General features: G+C 36.4%; 14 protein-coding genes. 3 read left to right on the forward strand and 11 right to left on the reverse strand.

Features of this window, described 5'->3' with window-relative positions; translation table 11 throughout:
* Positions 1 to 282 precede the first annotated feature (282 nt).
* Positions 283 to 1,659, reverse strand: a complete 1,377-nt coding sequence (locus IGL15_RS09625; RefSeq protein ID WP_002295395.1) for a hemolysin family protein — start codon at positions 1,657 to 1,659, stop codon at positions 283 to 285.
* A 127-nt stretch (positions 1,660 to 1,786) separates the two neighbouring features.
* Positions 1,787 to 2,905, reverse strand: a complete 1,119-nt coding sequence (locus IGL15_RS09630; protein ID WP_002290821.1) for an AI-2E family transporter — start codon at positions 2,903 to 2,905, stop codon at positions 1,787 to 1,789.
* A 141-nt stretch (positions 2,906 to 3,046) separates the two neighbouring features.
* Between IGL15_RS09630 and IGL15_RS09635 the strand changes: the two genes are divergently transcribed.
* Positions 3,047 to 3,481 carry a GNAT family N-acetyltransferase gene (locus IGL15_RS09635; RefSeq protein WP_002290819.1) on the forward strand — a complete coding sequence of 145 codons (435 nt, stop codon included), beginning with the start codon at positions 3,047 to 3,049 and terminating at the stop codon, positions 3,479 to 3,481.
* A 77-nt stretch (positions 3,482 to 3,558) separates the two neighbouring features.
* Here IGL15_RS09635 and ntdP read toward each other — a convergent pair whose 3' ends face one another.
* The 3 genes from ntdP to recX all read right to left on the reverse strand — a co-directional run bounded on the left by ntdP (position 3,559) and on the right by recX (position 6,154).
* Positions 3,559 to 4,092: a nucleoside tri-diphosphate phosphatase gene (gene ntdP, locus IGL15_RS09640; protein ID WP_002290817.1), complete on the reverse strand. Its 534-nt coding sequence runs from the start codon at positions 4,090 to 4,092 to the stop codon at positions 3,559 to 3,561.
* A gap of 93 nt (positions 4,093 to 4,185) precedes the next feature.
* Positions 4,186 to 5,364 carry an A/G-specific adenine glycosylase gene (gene mutY, locus IGL15_RS09645; protein WP_438767413.1) on the reverse strand — a complete coding sequence of 393 codons (1,179 nt, stop codon included), beginning with the start codon at positions 5,362 to 5,364 and terminating at the stop codon, positions 4,186 to 4,188.
* Positions 5,357 to 6,154: a recombination regulator RecX gene (gene recX, locus IGL15_RS09650; RefSeq protein ID WP_002326064.1), complete on the reverse strand. Its 798-nt coding sequence runs from the start codon at positions 6,152 to 6,154 to the stop codon at positions 5,357 to 5,359. The genes mutY and recX overlap by 8 nt, the downstream gene beginning before the upstream one ends.
* Positions 6,155 to 6,260: 106 nt before the next feature.
* Here recX and rlmD point away from each other — a divergent pair, with 106 nt between their 5' ends.
* Positions 6,261 to 7,643, forward strand: coding sequence for a 23S rRNA (uracil(1939)-C(5))-methyltransferase RlmD (gene rlmD / locus IGL15_RS09655; RefSeq protein ID WP_002295399.1), 1,383 nt, complete (start codon positions 6,261 to 6,263; stop codon positions 7,641 to 7,643).
* Between the two features lie 173 nt (positions 7,644 to 7,816).
* On the opposite strand, the gene IGL15_RS09660 is transcribed toward rlmD, so the two are convergent.
* On the reverse strand, positions 7,817 to 8,395 hold the full coding sequence (locus tag IGL15_RS09660) for a lytic polysaccharide monooxygenase auxiliary activity family 9 protein (protein WP_002292856.1): 579 nt from the start codon (positions 8,393 to 8,395) through the stop codon (positions 7,817 to 7,819).
* Positions 8,396 to 8,716: 321 nt separating this feature from the next.
* Between IGL15_RS09660 and IGL15_RS09665 the strand changes: the two genes are divergently transcribed.
* Complete coding sequence (locus IGL15_RS09665; protein ID WP_002292857.1) at positions 8,717 to 9,187, forward strand: TspO/MBR family protein; 471 nt, start codon at positions 8,717 to 8,719, stop codon at positions 9,185 to 9,187.
* Between the two features lie 107 nt (positions 9,188 to 9,294).
* Here IGL15_RS09665 and IGL15_RS09670 read toward each other — a convergent pair whose 3' ends face one another.
* From IGL15_RS09670 to IGL15_RS09690, 5 genes are all read right to left on the reverse strand, one after another.
* On the reverse strand, positions 9,295 to 10,521 hold the full coding sequence (locus tag IGL15_RS09670; RefSeq protein ID WP_002295400.1) for an LCP family glycopolymer transferase: 1,227 nt from the start codon (positions 10,519 to 10,521) through the stop codon (positions 9,295 to 9,297).
* 753 nt (positions 10,522 to 11,274) lie between these two features.
* The gene (locus IGL15_RS09675; RefSeq protein WP_002292860.1) at positions 11,275 to 11,475 is read right to left on the reverse strand and encodes a cold-shock protein; all 201 of its coding nucleotides are present in this window, start codon (positions 11,473 to 11,475) and stop codon (positions 11,275 to 11,277) included.
* 133 nt (positions 11,476 to 11,608) lie between these two features.
* Entirely contained in the window at positions 11,609 to 12,217 is a 609-nt protein-coding gene (locus tag IGL15_RS09680) for a superoxide dismutase (RefSeq protein WP_002298541.1), read from the reverse strand.
* Positions 12,218 to 12,301: 84 nt separating this feature from the next.
* Complete coding sequence (locus tag IGL15_RS09685; protein WP_002292862.1) at positions 12,302 to 12,772, reverse strand: GtrA family protein; 471 nt, start codon at positions 12,770 to 12,772, stop codon at positions 12,302 to 12,304.
* A 47-nt stretch (positions 12,773 to 12,819) separates the two neighbouring features.
* Positions 12,820 to 13,734, reverse strand: coding sequence for a cation diffusion facilitator family transporter (locus IGL15_RS09690; protein WP_104765421.1), 915 nt, complete (start codon positions 13,732 to 13,734; stop codon positions 12,820 to 12,822).
* Between the last annotated feature and the right edge of the window lie 37 nt (positions 13,735 to 13,771).

Here is a 13,771-nt window from a genome sequence, read left to right on the forward strand (position 1 = left end):
TTTTCCGAGTAAACGGCGTTCTAGAGACAGCCTATCAGCAATAAGCCCACCCAAGCCAAAAATACGAAAAGCTGTTTTTGCTTGGCTGCTCTTATTACTTAATGCAGGATAGCTTTTTCACAACCTTTGTCAACTACTACAACTGAATCAGTATAGCATGGATTCAGCGAATGAAAAAGCCACCAAACCATAAGAGTCAAATATTTTTTTGTCAGCTGACTAAAAGAAAAGACGTGTTGCTTGTTTATTCAAGCAACACGTCTTTCATAACCAAGTTTCCAATTATCTTCTTGGCTCGTCATCTTCGAATTCTTTTCTGAAGTATCTTCGTTCTTCTTCAGGTTCCGCTTCTGTTTCTTCCGGATCATGAAAAATGACACGGATTTTAAGGATTCGAGAACCTTCCATTTCTTCAGAAACCAGCGTAATATTATCGACATCAAACGATAACTTTTCGCCTTCATCCGGAATCATGCCTAATGCTGTAATCAAATAACCAGCCATCGTATCTACATCACTCATATGCAGATCGCTGTCAAAAGCTTCATTGAACTCATCAATCAGCATACGTCCTTGGATGATATATTCGTGTTCATCGATTTTTTCATAAAGATTCTCGACTTCATCTGATTCATCATCGATTTCTCCGACGATTTCTTCTAAAAGGTCTTCTAGTGTTGCTAACCCAACGACGCCGCCATATTCATCTAATAAAATAGCCATCTGATTCTGCGTCTTTTTCATTTCATATAACAGATCATCAATAAAGACCGTTTCAGGAACGAATAAAGGCTCCTGCATGATTTTCTTGATATCTAAATTATCAAAGCCGAATTTATGGGCAGCTTTTAGTAAATTCTTTGTATGAAGGATTCCGACTACTTTATCTTTGTCTTCGTTATAAACAGGGATTCTTGAATAGTTTTCGGATAAAACTTCATTCACATTTTCTTCCACAGTGTCGTTGATATCAATCATAAATGCATCCGTTCGTGGGACCATGACTTCTCGGGCAACTTTCGTATCAAGAGAAAAAACCCCTTGGAGCATTTCTAATTCTTCATTATTCAATACGCCTTCGTTTTCAAGCATATAACGCATTTCATCTCTGGTCATTTTTGAATCTTCATCATCAAAAGTCATCGGCGTGATACGCGCCAATAAACTTGTGGAAGCAGAAAGCAGCCAGACGAAGGGCTTAGCTACTACACCAATCAAGCGTATCAGCCCTGAAGTGAACTTTGCGACTTCTTCTGATTTATTTAAAGCAATACGTTTAGGGTACAATTCTCCAAAAACAATCGATACATAGGTCAAAATAGCCAGCACAATGATATTTGCAATATTTTTTGCCGCTGTGCCGCCACCTAATACCGGAGCTAACCGTTCCGATAAAGTATTAGCTAGTGAAGCACCAGACAAAATGTTGACCAAAGTGATTCCTACTTGGATTGTCGATAGGAAATTATTTGGATTCTGCAATATTTTTAAAAGCTTTTGAGATTTCACATCTCCTTCATCAGCTTTTTGCTCGATTCGATTCTTATTGATCGAAACAACAGCAATTTCGGAAGCTGCTAAAAAAGCATTGATCAATGTCAAAACGATCAATAATAAAATCTGCGCTAACAGCGACTGACTCTCAGGGTCAGCATTCATAATCGCATTCTCTCCTTATAAAATTAATTTTTAGTTTACGATAGAAAAAAACGTGGCACTATAGCCACGTTAAAATGGTATCACAAAGCAATTTTCTTTGCAATAAAAACAAGTGTACTAAAACTACCTACGAGGTCGTAGCAATTTTCTTCTTGTTTTCATTTTGCTTGTCTTCTTTGACGATTTTGATTATATAGGAAATGATCGTCTTGCAGATTGCGTAAAAAGGAACACCTAAGAAGATACCAAGCAATCCGGCAATATTTCCAGCTACTAGAAGAACGATAATGATCGTTAATGGATGGATTTTCAGTGATTTCCCAATTACATTAGGATAAATGATATTCCCATCCAACTGTTGAACGATTAGCACAACCACACAACAAAGTAATGCTTTTACCGGATCATTGAAGACTGTTACTAGAAATGCAGGTGCTAGTCCTAGATAAGGTCCTAAATATGGAATTAGGTTTGTCAATCCCGCAATGACCCCAAATAAGAAAGCATAATCCACACCAATTACCATATATCCTAAAAATGTGAAGGTACCAACGAATAAACATTCGATTGCTTGTCCGCTAATGTAATTAGCCAATGTTTTATTCAGTTGCCCCAATAACTCCACAATTTGGTTTCTTCTTTTTTCTGGGAAAAACTGTTGGATGTTTGGGACTAGTTTTTCTCCGTCTTTCAACATATAGAACAAGATGAATGGTGCTGTAATGATTACTACGGTTGCCGAAGCGATCGTTCCAACGATCGAACCTAAACTATTGGATACTCCACTAAGGAATTGCTGAATGATTGTCCCGTAAGAAATGTCTAATTGCTCAAAATATTTATTGATATCTACTTCCTTGAACAAAGGCAATTCGGCTACCTCTTTTAACCAGCTTTCTACCTGTTTGATGAAATCAGGCATATTAGATGCCAATGAGGAAATTTGCTGTACTAGACTTGGGATGACACTAAGTAAAATCCAAATAATTGCTGCAACTAAAAGGAGCAGCACAATTGCGACAGCCCATATTCTTTTGATTTTTGCTTTCATCAACAGCTTGACAATAGGATTCAATAAATAGTAAAGAAAGCCTGCAATCAGTACAGGTGCAAATAACGTGGAAAAAAATGTCCCGATCGGTTCGAAAATAAAGTTTATTTCTGATGAAATCATGATCAATGCAGCTATGATCAATAATTCAAGCGACCAAAACATTAGTTTAGACTGTCTAAGTTTTTCAAACAATAGATTTCCTCCTTTCTTTCTTACTAGTATATATTATATTCGTTAAAAATTCTTTTATTCTTTTTTTATTTTTGAAAACTTGCCATACTTTTTATTTGTTTTATTTTCCAGTATACTATACGAAAGGAAGGTGGCTAGACCATGAAAGTTGTACAAACAAAAGATACAATGAGCAATATTTACTTAGATGCTGTACGGATCAGGCATCAAGTTTTTGTAGTCGAACAGGGTGTGCCTTTGTCTCGAGAAATAGACAAAGATGAAGCCCATTGTATCCACTTCGTCCTGTACTCAGATAAAAAAGAACCGCAAGGAACTGTACGTCTTTTGCCTTTAGAAAACGGAAAAATGAAATTACAGCGGATGGCGATTCTTTCTGAATACAGACACCAAGGGTTAGGAAAAATATTGATTGAAGAAGCAGAAAACTTTGCTAAGAATCAAGGCTATAATACGATTTTATTAGGGGCACAGTCCACAGCTGAAACTTTTTACGAAAAACTAGGATATACAGCTTACGGCGATCCTTTTGAAGATGCTGGCATGCCTCATATTTATATGAAAAAGACTTTATAAAAATTTATTTCGAAAAAAGCAAAAAACAGCAAGCTTTTGAGAAAAATCTCTCACTGGCTTACTGTTCTTTTTTGTGTTTACTTACGCGACAATTGCTTGTAACGGTTATACCAAATATCAATATAGCCTTCCGAGAACGGGCCATCTCCATTATTGATCCAGTCAACCAGAATCTTCACATTTTCTTTTAGGATGAAGTCAATATCGTTCGGATAATTCATCATTTTGCTGTGCATCTCATATTCATCGACATCCAATAGTCGTTTCTCGCCGTCAGGAAATACCTTGATATCCAAGTCATAGTCGATATATTTCAAGGCCTCATCGTCCAGCAAAAAAGGTGAAGCTAGATTACAATAATAGGAAACCCCCTTTTCTCTGATCATTGCTATTACATTGAACCAGTATTTTTTATGAAAATAAACAATCGCTGGTTCGCGCGTTACCCATCGGCGTCCATCAGATTCAGTGACTAATGTGTGATCATTCACGCCGATCATAGAGTGTTCGCTTGTTTTTAATACCATGGTATCTCGCCACGTTCGATGCAATTTGCCGTCGTGCTTGTAACTTTGGATCGTCACAAACTCTCCTTCTTTTGGAACTCCCATAGCAACCCTTCCTTAAGCAGCATTTTGTGCTTTGTGTTTGGGTGTTCATTACACCGACATCATAATTATTATATCAATAAAAATGAGCTTTGCCTAGAAAGGATTCCTATTGTTTCGATTTTTCTCTAACTGATCTACCAGTTTCATTTGGACCTTAGGAAAAACGACCGAATCAAATGCATCAGGCTTCAACCACTTCGAAGTTTTGTTCTCGGTAAATTCTTGTTCTGCTCCCTCGGTTGCCCGTCCGTAAAAAAGGAGAACATGCCATTTCAGATGACTAAAAATATGAGTAACTTCTCCTAAATGTCGTGTCTGCCAAACAAAGAGTTCCTGCTTTTCAAATGGGAGATTTTGCTCTTCTTCTGCTACTAGGTCATCAAACAGATCGATTTCTGGCTTTGTTTCCCATTCTTTTTTCAATCGCTCATACTCCTCTTGTGTCACTTCCATCATTGGAAATGTCCACATATTCGCCAGCAATTTTTGGCTATCTCTTTCTTCAAAATAATACGCTCCAGAATGATTTTGAAGAGCCGCACTGATATAATAAACGTCTTTTGGCTTTGCTTTTTTTGTTTTTACAGGAAAACTCGTTTTGATTCCTCGTTTGTTAGCTAAACAAAAGGCTTGGATCGGACAAGTCTCACACTTTGGAGAAGTTGGTGTACAGATAGCTGAACCTAGATCCATCATTGCTTGGTTGAATTCACCTGGATGCTTTTCATCAATGATTTTCCGCATCGCTTCATCAAAGATTTTCCTGCTAGAAGCTTTTGCGATGTCTGCTTCAATGCAAAACAATCTGCTGACTACTCGCATCACGTTGCCGTCAACTGCAGGTTCTGGAAGTCCAAATGCGATACTTGCAATCGCGCCTGTCGTATATGGTCCTATTCCCTTCAATGAGCTAATTTCTTCAGGCGTTTGCGGCATTTCCCCATCAAATTCTGACATGATCTGTTTAGCAGCAGCTTGGATGTTCCGGGCTCTTGAGTAATAACCAAGGCCCTCCCATGCTTTTAAAAGCTTTTCTTCTGGAGCATTTGCTAGCTCTTCAATTGTAGGAAACCATTCCATGAAACGATAAAAATAATCGATCACTGTGTCTACTCTGGTTTGCTGAAGCATGATCTCAGAGATCCAGATACGATAAGGATCACGATTATAGCGCCAAGGCAGGTTTCTTTTTTCTTGTTCATACCATTGAATGAACTGATCTTGAAATTCTTTTGTTTCTTTATCTGTCCATTTTTCCCATTCTTTATTCACTTTCCTCTTCCTTTTCCGTAATGAATCGCTGGATCATATCCAAATCAAATCCTTTTTGATATAAGCTTTGCTTTACTTTTAGATTTCTTTTTTTAGGTTCAAACCTTAAATTTCTTCGCCATAGTTTATCTCCTTGTTTGACTAAATAATCATATTCTATTTCTTGATCTGCTTCTTGCGGAAGATCAGCCATCGCTTGTTGGATCACTTCTTGAGAAAAGCCTTTCGTCATCAATGTTTGTTGGATTTTTCTCAATAATTCTTTTTGGCTTTTTCCGTGATTTTTTCCAAACGCTTTTTCGGCTGTCTGATGTGCATTTTGAACTTGGTCTTCAAATGTATATTGGCTGAGCGCTTGTTCAATGATTTCAGGTTTCAAACCTTTTTGCTGCATCTGCTGCGCTAATTTCTTTGGTCCTTTGTCACTTAAGCGCATATTTGTGCGCACATAACTTTCCCCATAGACCAAATCATCGACAAGGTCCAATTCTTTTAAGCGGGCTACGATTTTATTTCGATCTTCTTGAAGGATTTCCTTTTCTTTTAAGTATGTTCGGATTTCTTTTTCCGATCGCAACTGATAACTTAAGTAATTCATTGCTAGGTGAAAACCGAAATCAGCTCCGCTACTCTTCTTGATCTCTTGGATAGTTTCTTCGTCTAATTCCCGTCCTTTTAATAATCGATAGCGTACTAATACATCTTCAGATACTTGTAAAGCTTCTCCTTCAGATAAATCTACGCGATAGAAAGGGCCTTTGCCTTTACTGATTCTCGTAACGGTTAACATAAACATCCTCCTCGAACATATATTCTCTATCATACCACAGAAAATCCCCGTAATCAGGTATTATATGTTAGAATAAACCACAGAAAAAAGAAAAAGGGAGATACTTATGGCAGAAACAATTGTCAAAACTGGACAAACGGTTCCTTTGAAAATCAAGCGTTTAGGCATAAATGGTGAAGGAATCGGTTATTTCAAACGGTTGATCATATTTGTTCCATATGCACTACCAAAAGAAGAAGTACTAGTGAAAATCACGAAAGCAACTCCTCGCTATGCAGAAGGAGAATTAATAAAAGTCAAAAAAACAAGCAAAGATCGCGTAGTGGCACCATGTCCTGTTTACTATGAATGCGGTGGCTGTCAATTACAACACTTAGCTTATCAAGCTCAATTGGATTTTAAAAAGGATCTGCTTTTGCAAGCATTGGAAAAATTCAAACCAGCAGGCTTTCGATCTTATCAACTTTTGCCGACGATCGGGATGGATGAGCCTTGGCATTATAGAAACAAAGCACAATTTCAGTTACGAAAAAATAAGCAGACTCAAAAAATTGAAGCTGGTTTATACGAAGCAAACTCTCATCAGTTAGTCCCTATAACAGACTGCTTGGTTCAAGAACCTCGAACACAAAAAGTAATGAATACTGTTGTTCAACTATTGAATAAATTTGATGCACCCATCTATGATGAACGGACAAACAGTGGAATCTTCCGCACAATCATGGTTAGAATCGGTGTCAAAACTGGGGAGTTACAAGTTGTTTTTATTACTCGCAGTAAAAAATTCCCGCAAAAAAACGCAATGATCCGTGAGATCAATGAACGACTGCCCGAAGTTGTTTCAATCATGCAAAATGTCCAGGCACAAAAAACGTCTCTCGTGATGGGGGATGAAACGATCCACTTATGGGGAAAAGAAGCCATTGAAGAACAAATCAATGAAGTGACTTTCGATCTTTCTCCTCGTGCCTTCTTTCAACTCAATCCTCAGCAGACCGAATTGCTTTATGGCGAAGGAATCAAAGCATTAGATGTCCAGCCTAATGAAACGATCGTGGATGCTTATTGCGGAGTTGGGACGATCGGCTTAAGTGTAGCAAAACAAGCCAAAGAAGTACGGGGAATGGATACCGTTCCTCAAGCAATCGCTGATGCAAAAAAAAATGCGGAAAGATTAGGATATCACAACACTCGATATGAAGTAGGGACAGCAGAGCAAGTTCTGCCTAAATGGTTGAATGAAGGTTTTCAGCCTGATGGTATCATCGTAGATCCACCACGTACGGGTTTGGATAACGCATTGATTCAATCATTATTGAAATACCCTCCAAAAAAACTTGTTTATATCTCCTGTAATGTTTCTACACTTGCCAGAGATCTGGTTAATTTAAGTAAAAAGTTCAAGATTGAATATTTACAGTCTGTCGACATGTTTCCTCAGACTGCACGTTGTGAAGTTGTCGTGAAGATGACGAGACTCGCTGACTAAATGAAAGAGGTTGTGAAAAAGTCTGCCCTGTATCAAGTAATAAGAATAGCCAAACAAAAATAGCTCTTCATGTTTTATGAATACTGTACTTGTGACCGAAGAGTTAACAGGAGGTCACTATTTATTTAAAAAAAGGGTTGTGACATAGTTTTTGTCACAGCCCTTTTTGATTATTATTGGATATTCACGTCTATCACTTGATAAAATGCATTTGTCGTATCGCTGATATTCCATACTGCTAAAATCACATTATATCCTTTTCGATCCTGCGGAAGTGTGATCGTTTGGTTGACTGTTTTTGGTGGAACAGTTGCTTTGTCGTCTATTTTTGTGATCAATTCAAAATCACTAAATTTCAAAGGTTGATTAGGATTCCAAGTTGGTTTGGTAATGTAGTAATCCCAAGTACTTGTCCGATGTTGTGCTGTTAAATTCCAAGTAATATTTAATGTTCCTGGATTAACCATGTTTTTATGCCATCTGTTAGATGTCTGTTCATCTAAAGGCTCAAAGCCGCTGACTCCTGCACTAGCAATTTTTCCATCAATGAATGTATTTTTGGTAGCTTCGATACTTTGCGGTTCCCATTGTGCTCTTCCGACATTTTGATTTAAGTTTCCTGCTGCTGATGTTCCTAGGTATGCACGGCTTCCTGGAGAAGTAATATAACCATGCGCAAAACCTGGAATGCTAAAACCGAACAACCCTAAACTAACTAACCCAATAAACAATAACGTACTAATCTTTTTCATGTAGAAACCTCCTTCATTTGATAACCACATTGTAAACGCTTTATTGCATTAACACAAACATTATGCTTTTATAATTTTATGTTGAAGTAAAAAAGGTGAAAAAAGTAAGATGCAGATTATAACAGAAGTAGACGAGAAAAGTACAAATAGAAAACATGAGAATCAAATCATATGATCTTTTTCAAAAACATCATTCATATAAACAAATGTTCAACTTTTTAATAACAACAATCATCAATTTTTTTCTTACTTCACAAACTAAATACAGGTCTTGCTGTGAGCCTTCATGGTAAACTAATATTATAGAAAGGAGTTAGTAAAATGAAGATGATAAAAGATATTCGTTTTTGGGTTTGTGTTATAGGAATTGTCATATTAGGCTTTTTATCAGGGTTGCTTAGCGGAAATCCCGGAGAATATTACTATTCTTTGCAACTTCCACCATTTGCACCACCTAGCTGGATATTTGGGCCGATGTGGACCTTACTGTATATATTGATGGGTATTTCTCTTTATTTGTTACTTAATCACAACAACAAAAAACAGCGAAACAATCTTGTCGGTCTTTTTGTGATTCAGTTCATTTTTAATTTTATATGGTCTGCTCTATTTTTTAATTTAAGAAATATTTTCATTGCAGCAATCGATATTACACTTTTAGTTATTTTCTTGTCAGTGCTTATGTATCAGTTGTGGCTGCATCATCGCCTGGCAATGTGGCTCATGATTCCTTATTATTTATGGGTACTATTCGCAACTCTATTGAATTATTCAATTTATTTTTTAAACTAAGCGTTAAAAAGAGACGTCCTGTAATTTAACACATAGAAAAAGTGCCACCTAAGTTAGATTTTTTGTCTAATTTAGGTGGCACTCTTTATTAACCAAACTATTTTTTTCTAGTACCCACTTGTTGTTCCATACTCATTATTCTGGTCATAACCATAACCATTTTGTTCCTGTCCAGCGTAAGGATCATAACTTTGAGTATCTTGACTTGGTGTATAGTACTGACTTGTATCTTCTGTTTGCTGATAATAGGTATTCGGATCTTGGTACTGATCATATGTGTTTTCTGAATAGGAAGAATAATCGGTGTACCCTTCACTATTCGATCCATCACCGTTTGTCGAATCGCCATCTTCCGAATCATCAAAGAACATCATTGAAGCATTCTCATTTTTCAAATTAGGTAATGTATCGCTTGTTTTTATATTTAATTGTTTCTTCAGTTCATTTTGGATCGAAAGAAGATCATTTTTTCCTAAAATTTGATAGTAGATATCATTGATCATTTGTCCTTCGCCTTGCAACTGGTCTTGTTTGATTGTTTCAAACGCCGGGGTGTAGTTCGTCGCTACATCAAGCATGTCATCCCAATCTAAGTCCGTCGTCACATTGTTCTCAACTGCTTTTAAAATTTTTCTATAATTGCTTACGCCATCTAAACTTAAAACTTTATTGACGATTTTCGTCACTACTTCCCGCTGACGACGTTGTCGACCGATATCGCCTTCTGGATCTTCGTGTCGCATTCGAGAATAGGCTAAACCTTTTTCTCCATTCAATGTTTGTTCACCTACTGGTACATGGACACCATCCAAAGTAAAGTCAATTTTATTATTCACTTTGATGCCACCGACCGCATTGATCAAATCTTCCATGCCATCCAAATTGATCGTTACATAATGATCAATAGGAATATCGAGCAGTTGCTCAATTGAATCCATGGCCATTTCGACACCACCAAATGCATAGGCATGATTTAATTTATCTACCGTTCCATAACCTACGATATTCGTATAAATATCTCGGTCCAAACTGATGATCGTTGATTTTTTTTGTTTCGGATTAACTGTTACTACCATCATCGTATCAGAACGTCCTTGTTCCGTTCTTCCTAATCCACCGGTATCTAAACCTAATAGCAAAACCGAAAAAGGTTCTTTGTCATCAATGCTTACTCTCTCAGAACGTTTGGAGGATATTCGATTAGAGTTTTTAGAAATTTTGTTTACTGTTTGGCTCGCTTCTCCCATAAATCTGATTCCGTATGCTGATAATCCGGCAATCAGCAAAACGAATACCCCTAACAAGGTTAATAGAACTTTTTGCCATCGCTTCATAATACACCTCTGTTTCACATTTTCTAAAATATTGTCTCATATAACTGTTCAATCAGCAAATTCACTTTTTAATCATAAGAAAACTTTAAAAAACATTTTTGTGTAACGATTATTATTTTTTAAAATTTCTCAAAATTCTTAACTATCATACCATACCGTGAAAAAGATCGAAAGACCGAATACACGCAGTTCGCAATCGTTTTATCTTTTTTTATGTATTTTTTCCAGAAAAAGCGAACAACAAGGTATTTTCCAAATAATCGTGCAGTAAAATGATCGCACATACCTTTCCCATCTTTTTAACAGTCTTTGCCTACCGTTCAGATTATCATTCGATTTCACGAAAATTTCTTCCTATGACTGGTCCTTTTGTTAAACCCATCTTCTATTCGTTTTATTTCCAGCTCACTGCATGGCTCTTAAAATGACTCGAACTAGTGATTGCATTACCATCATCTTTTAATGGATAGATATGCTCCTCTTCAAAGTAAAACGATTTTCTTTTAAAGTAATAGAATTGACATGGTAATGAGTATGTATACTAGTGGTTTCACAAATGGTCTTTTATTCAACATCCAAAAACTGAAATTTCTTTAAAATCCATTACTAACGAAGAAAATGTTCCTTGCTTGATAATTAGTTAGGACATGTCAAGTGAACAAATGCATTTACTTAGCCAAAAAATCTAAAAACTTCATAAATAGACAAAAAGACACGACTCTCTAAGAAGTCGTGTCTTTATTCAACAAATTATTATAATTTAGTCACTTCAGCAGCTTGAGGTCCGCGTGCACCTTCAACAATCGTGAATTCTACTTCTTGACCTTCTTCTAGGCTCTTGAAGCCGTCTCCTTGAATTGCTGAGAAATGAACAAATACGTCATCTCCGCCGTCTACTGTAATAAACCCAAATCCTTTTTCATTGTTGAACCATTTAACCGTTCCGTGTTCCATAAATGTATAGCCTCCAAAAAAGTTCTTGCAAGTAACCTTGCAAGAACATTATACCCAATTTAGAAAACGCTAGCAAGCTTTCGCTCTTTTATTTTCCAAATTATTTTTAAGACTGATATGACGGAGGAAATGGTTATTTTGCTGCTTCGAAACGTTTGTTTACTTCATCCCAATTAATAACATTCCAGAATGCTGCAATATAATCTGGTCGGACATTTTTATATTTCAAATAATAAGCATGTTCCCATACGTCCAAACCTAGAATTGGTGTCTTTCCTTCCATCAATGGAGAATCTTGATTTGCAGTAGAGGTAATAGCTAATTTTCCATTTTCCATTACAAGCCAAGCCCATCCAGAACCAAATCGTCCAGCGGCTGCTTTTTTGAATTCTTCTTTAAAAGAAGAAAAATCACCAAAAGCTTCATTAATCGCTTCTTTTATTTCTCCTGTAGGTTCGCCACCAGCATTTGGTGCCATGATTTCCCAGAAAAATGAATGGTTAGCATGTCCGCCACCATTGTTACGTACAGCTGTCTTGATATCTGTTGGAATAGCGTCCATATCAGATAATAATTCTTCTATTGTTTTTTCGCCTAATTCTGGGTATTTCTCAATTGCTGCATTTAAATTCGTCACATAAGTATTGTGATGCTTATCATGATGCAGATGCATCGTTTCTTCGTCAATATAAGGTTCCAATGCGTCATATGCATAAGGTAGATCTGGTAATGTGTAAGTCATAAAAAAATTCCTCCTCAATGTTTTCTTAATAATGTCTACATTACAAAGAGTAACAAAGAGAAGGAAATTCTTCAATTGTTATGCCTAGTCGTCTTTTTCACTTTGACCTACTTCTTCTTCAAAAACCTCAGTTTCTTTAAAAATAAACAACTTGCTGAAAATATAGTTCGCTAGGATAACAATAATTTGAGTGATGATTTTCGCCACATACTCATTGCTGTTCATAACATTGATCAACAATACCATTGCCCCCATGTCCAATCCGTAAGAAAGGATACGGTAGAAGAAGAACTTACCGCATTCAATAAGTGCATGTGTAAAATTCGGTGATTTTGAATGGAATACCCAAAGTTTGTTCGTTACAAAAGCAAACAATACAGAACAAAACCACGAAATAGAATTGGATAAGGCCATACTTAAATCAAAATATTGGCGTGCGAGAGCAAAACTAACAAAATTTACAATCGTAGCCAAACCACCAAAAAAGAGATAGACTAGTATCTCCCAATATCCTTTTGCTTCTAAATATCCTTTTAACTGTCGATACTGCTTCATGAGCCAACCTACCTTATTAAAAATTCTTATTTATCATACTCTATATTTCAATAACTTTCATCTTTATTTAAAAAAATTAATTTTTTTTGATCCTTTGCCTTTGTCTCTGCTTGGATCGTCACATGTGTAATGCCATATTTTAATTTTAATAAAGAAATTATACGAGGATATATCTTTTCAATCTCGCTTAGTAGCTGATCTTCAAAATCAATATGTCCGTCGAAAATAATTATCTTTTCGCTATACTGCCAAATATGGACATGATGAACATCCTTTACCCCATCGATTGCTTCAATTTCTTGTTCCATTTTTTCATAGTCGATAGCAGGTGCACTTTGTATCAAAATAGCGCCAGCTTTTTTGATCACCATTATCGCTTCTATCAATATATATATCGAAATGATCAGTGTAATAACTGGATCGATCCAGTAGATATCGAAAAAACGGATCAAAATTGCTCCGATAATCACACTTACCGAAGACAGTGTATCACTTAACAAATGCAAATAACTAGATTTTATATTCAAACTTTCATCTGCTTCTTGTCGTAATAATAATACTGAGAACAAATTCGCGAGCAATCCAATAACTGCTACTGTTAGCATCAAATGACTATTTATCTTTTCTGGTGAAGTGAACCGCTTGAATGCTTCAACGGTTAAAAACAAGGATAATATGATCAATATGAATGAGTTGATGAAAGCACTCAATATTTCTAAACGCTGGTAGCCATACGTACGTTTTTTATTTGCTTCTTTTCGGGCCATTTTTTGTGCCCCGTAAGAAAAAATAATTGCCAATGTATCACTAAGGTTATGGAAAGCATCTGAAACAAGAGACAAACTCCCTGACATAATCCCTCCAATAAATTCTGATAAAGTGATCACCGCATTCAAAACCACTACTCCAAATAGTTTTTTTGATGATCTCTGTGGCTGTGTAGGCACTATTCCTTCCTCCATTTTATTTATATTGGATAGTCTTTAGACAAGAATAACA

Origin of the sequence: Enterococcus sp. DIV0436a (assembly GCF_051711605.1) — a bacterium.
GTDB lineage: Bacteria > Bacillota > Bacilli > Lactobacillales > Enterococcaceae > Enterococcus_B > Enterococcus_B faecium.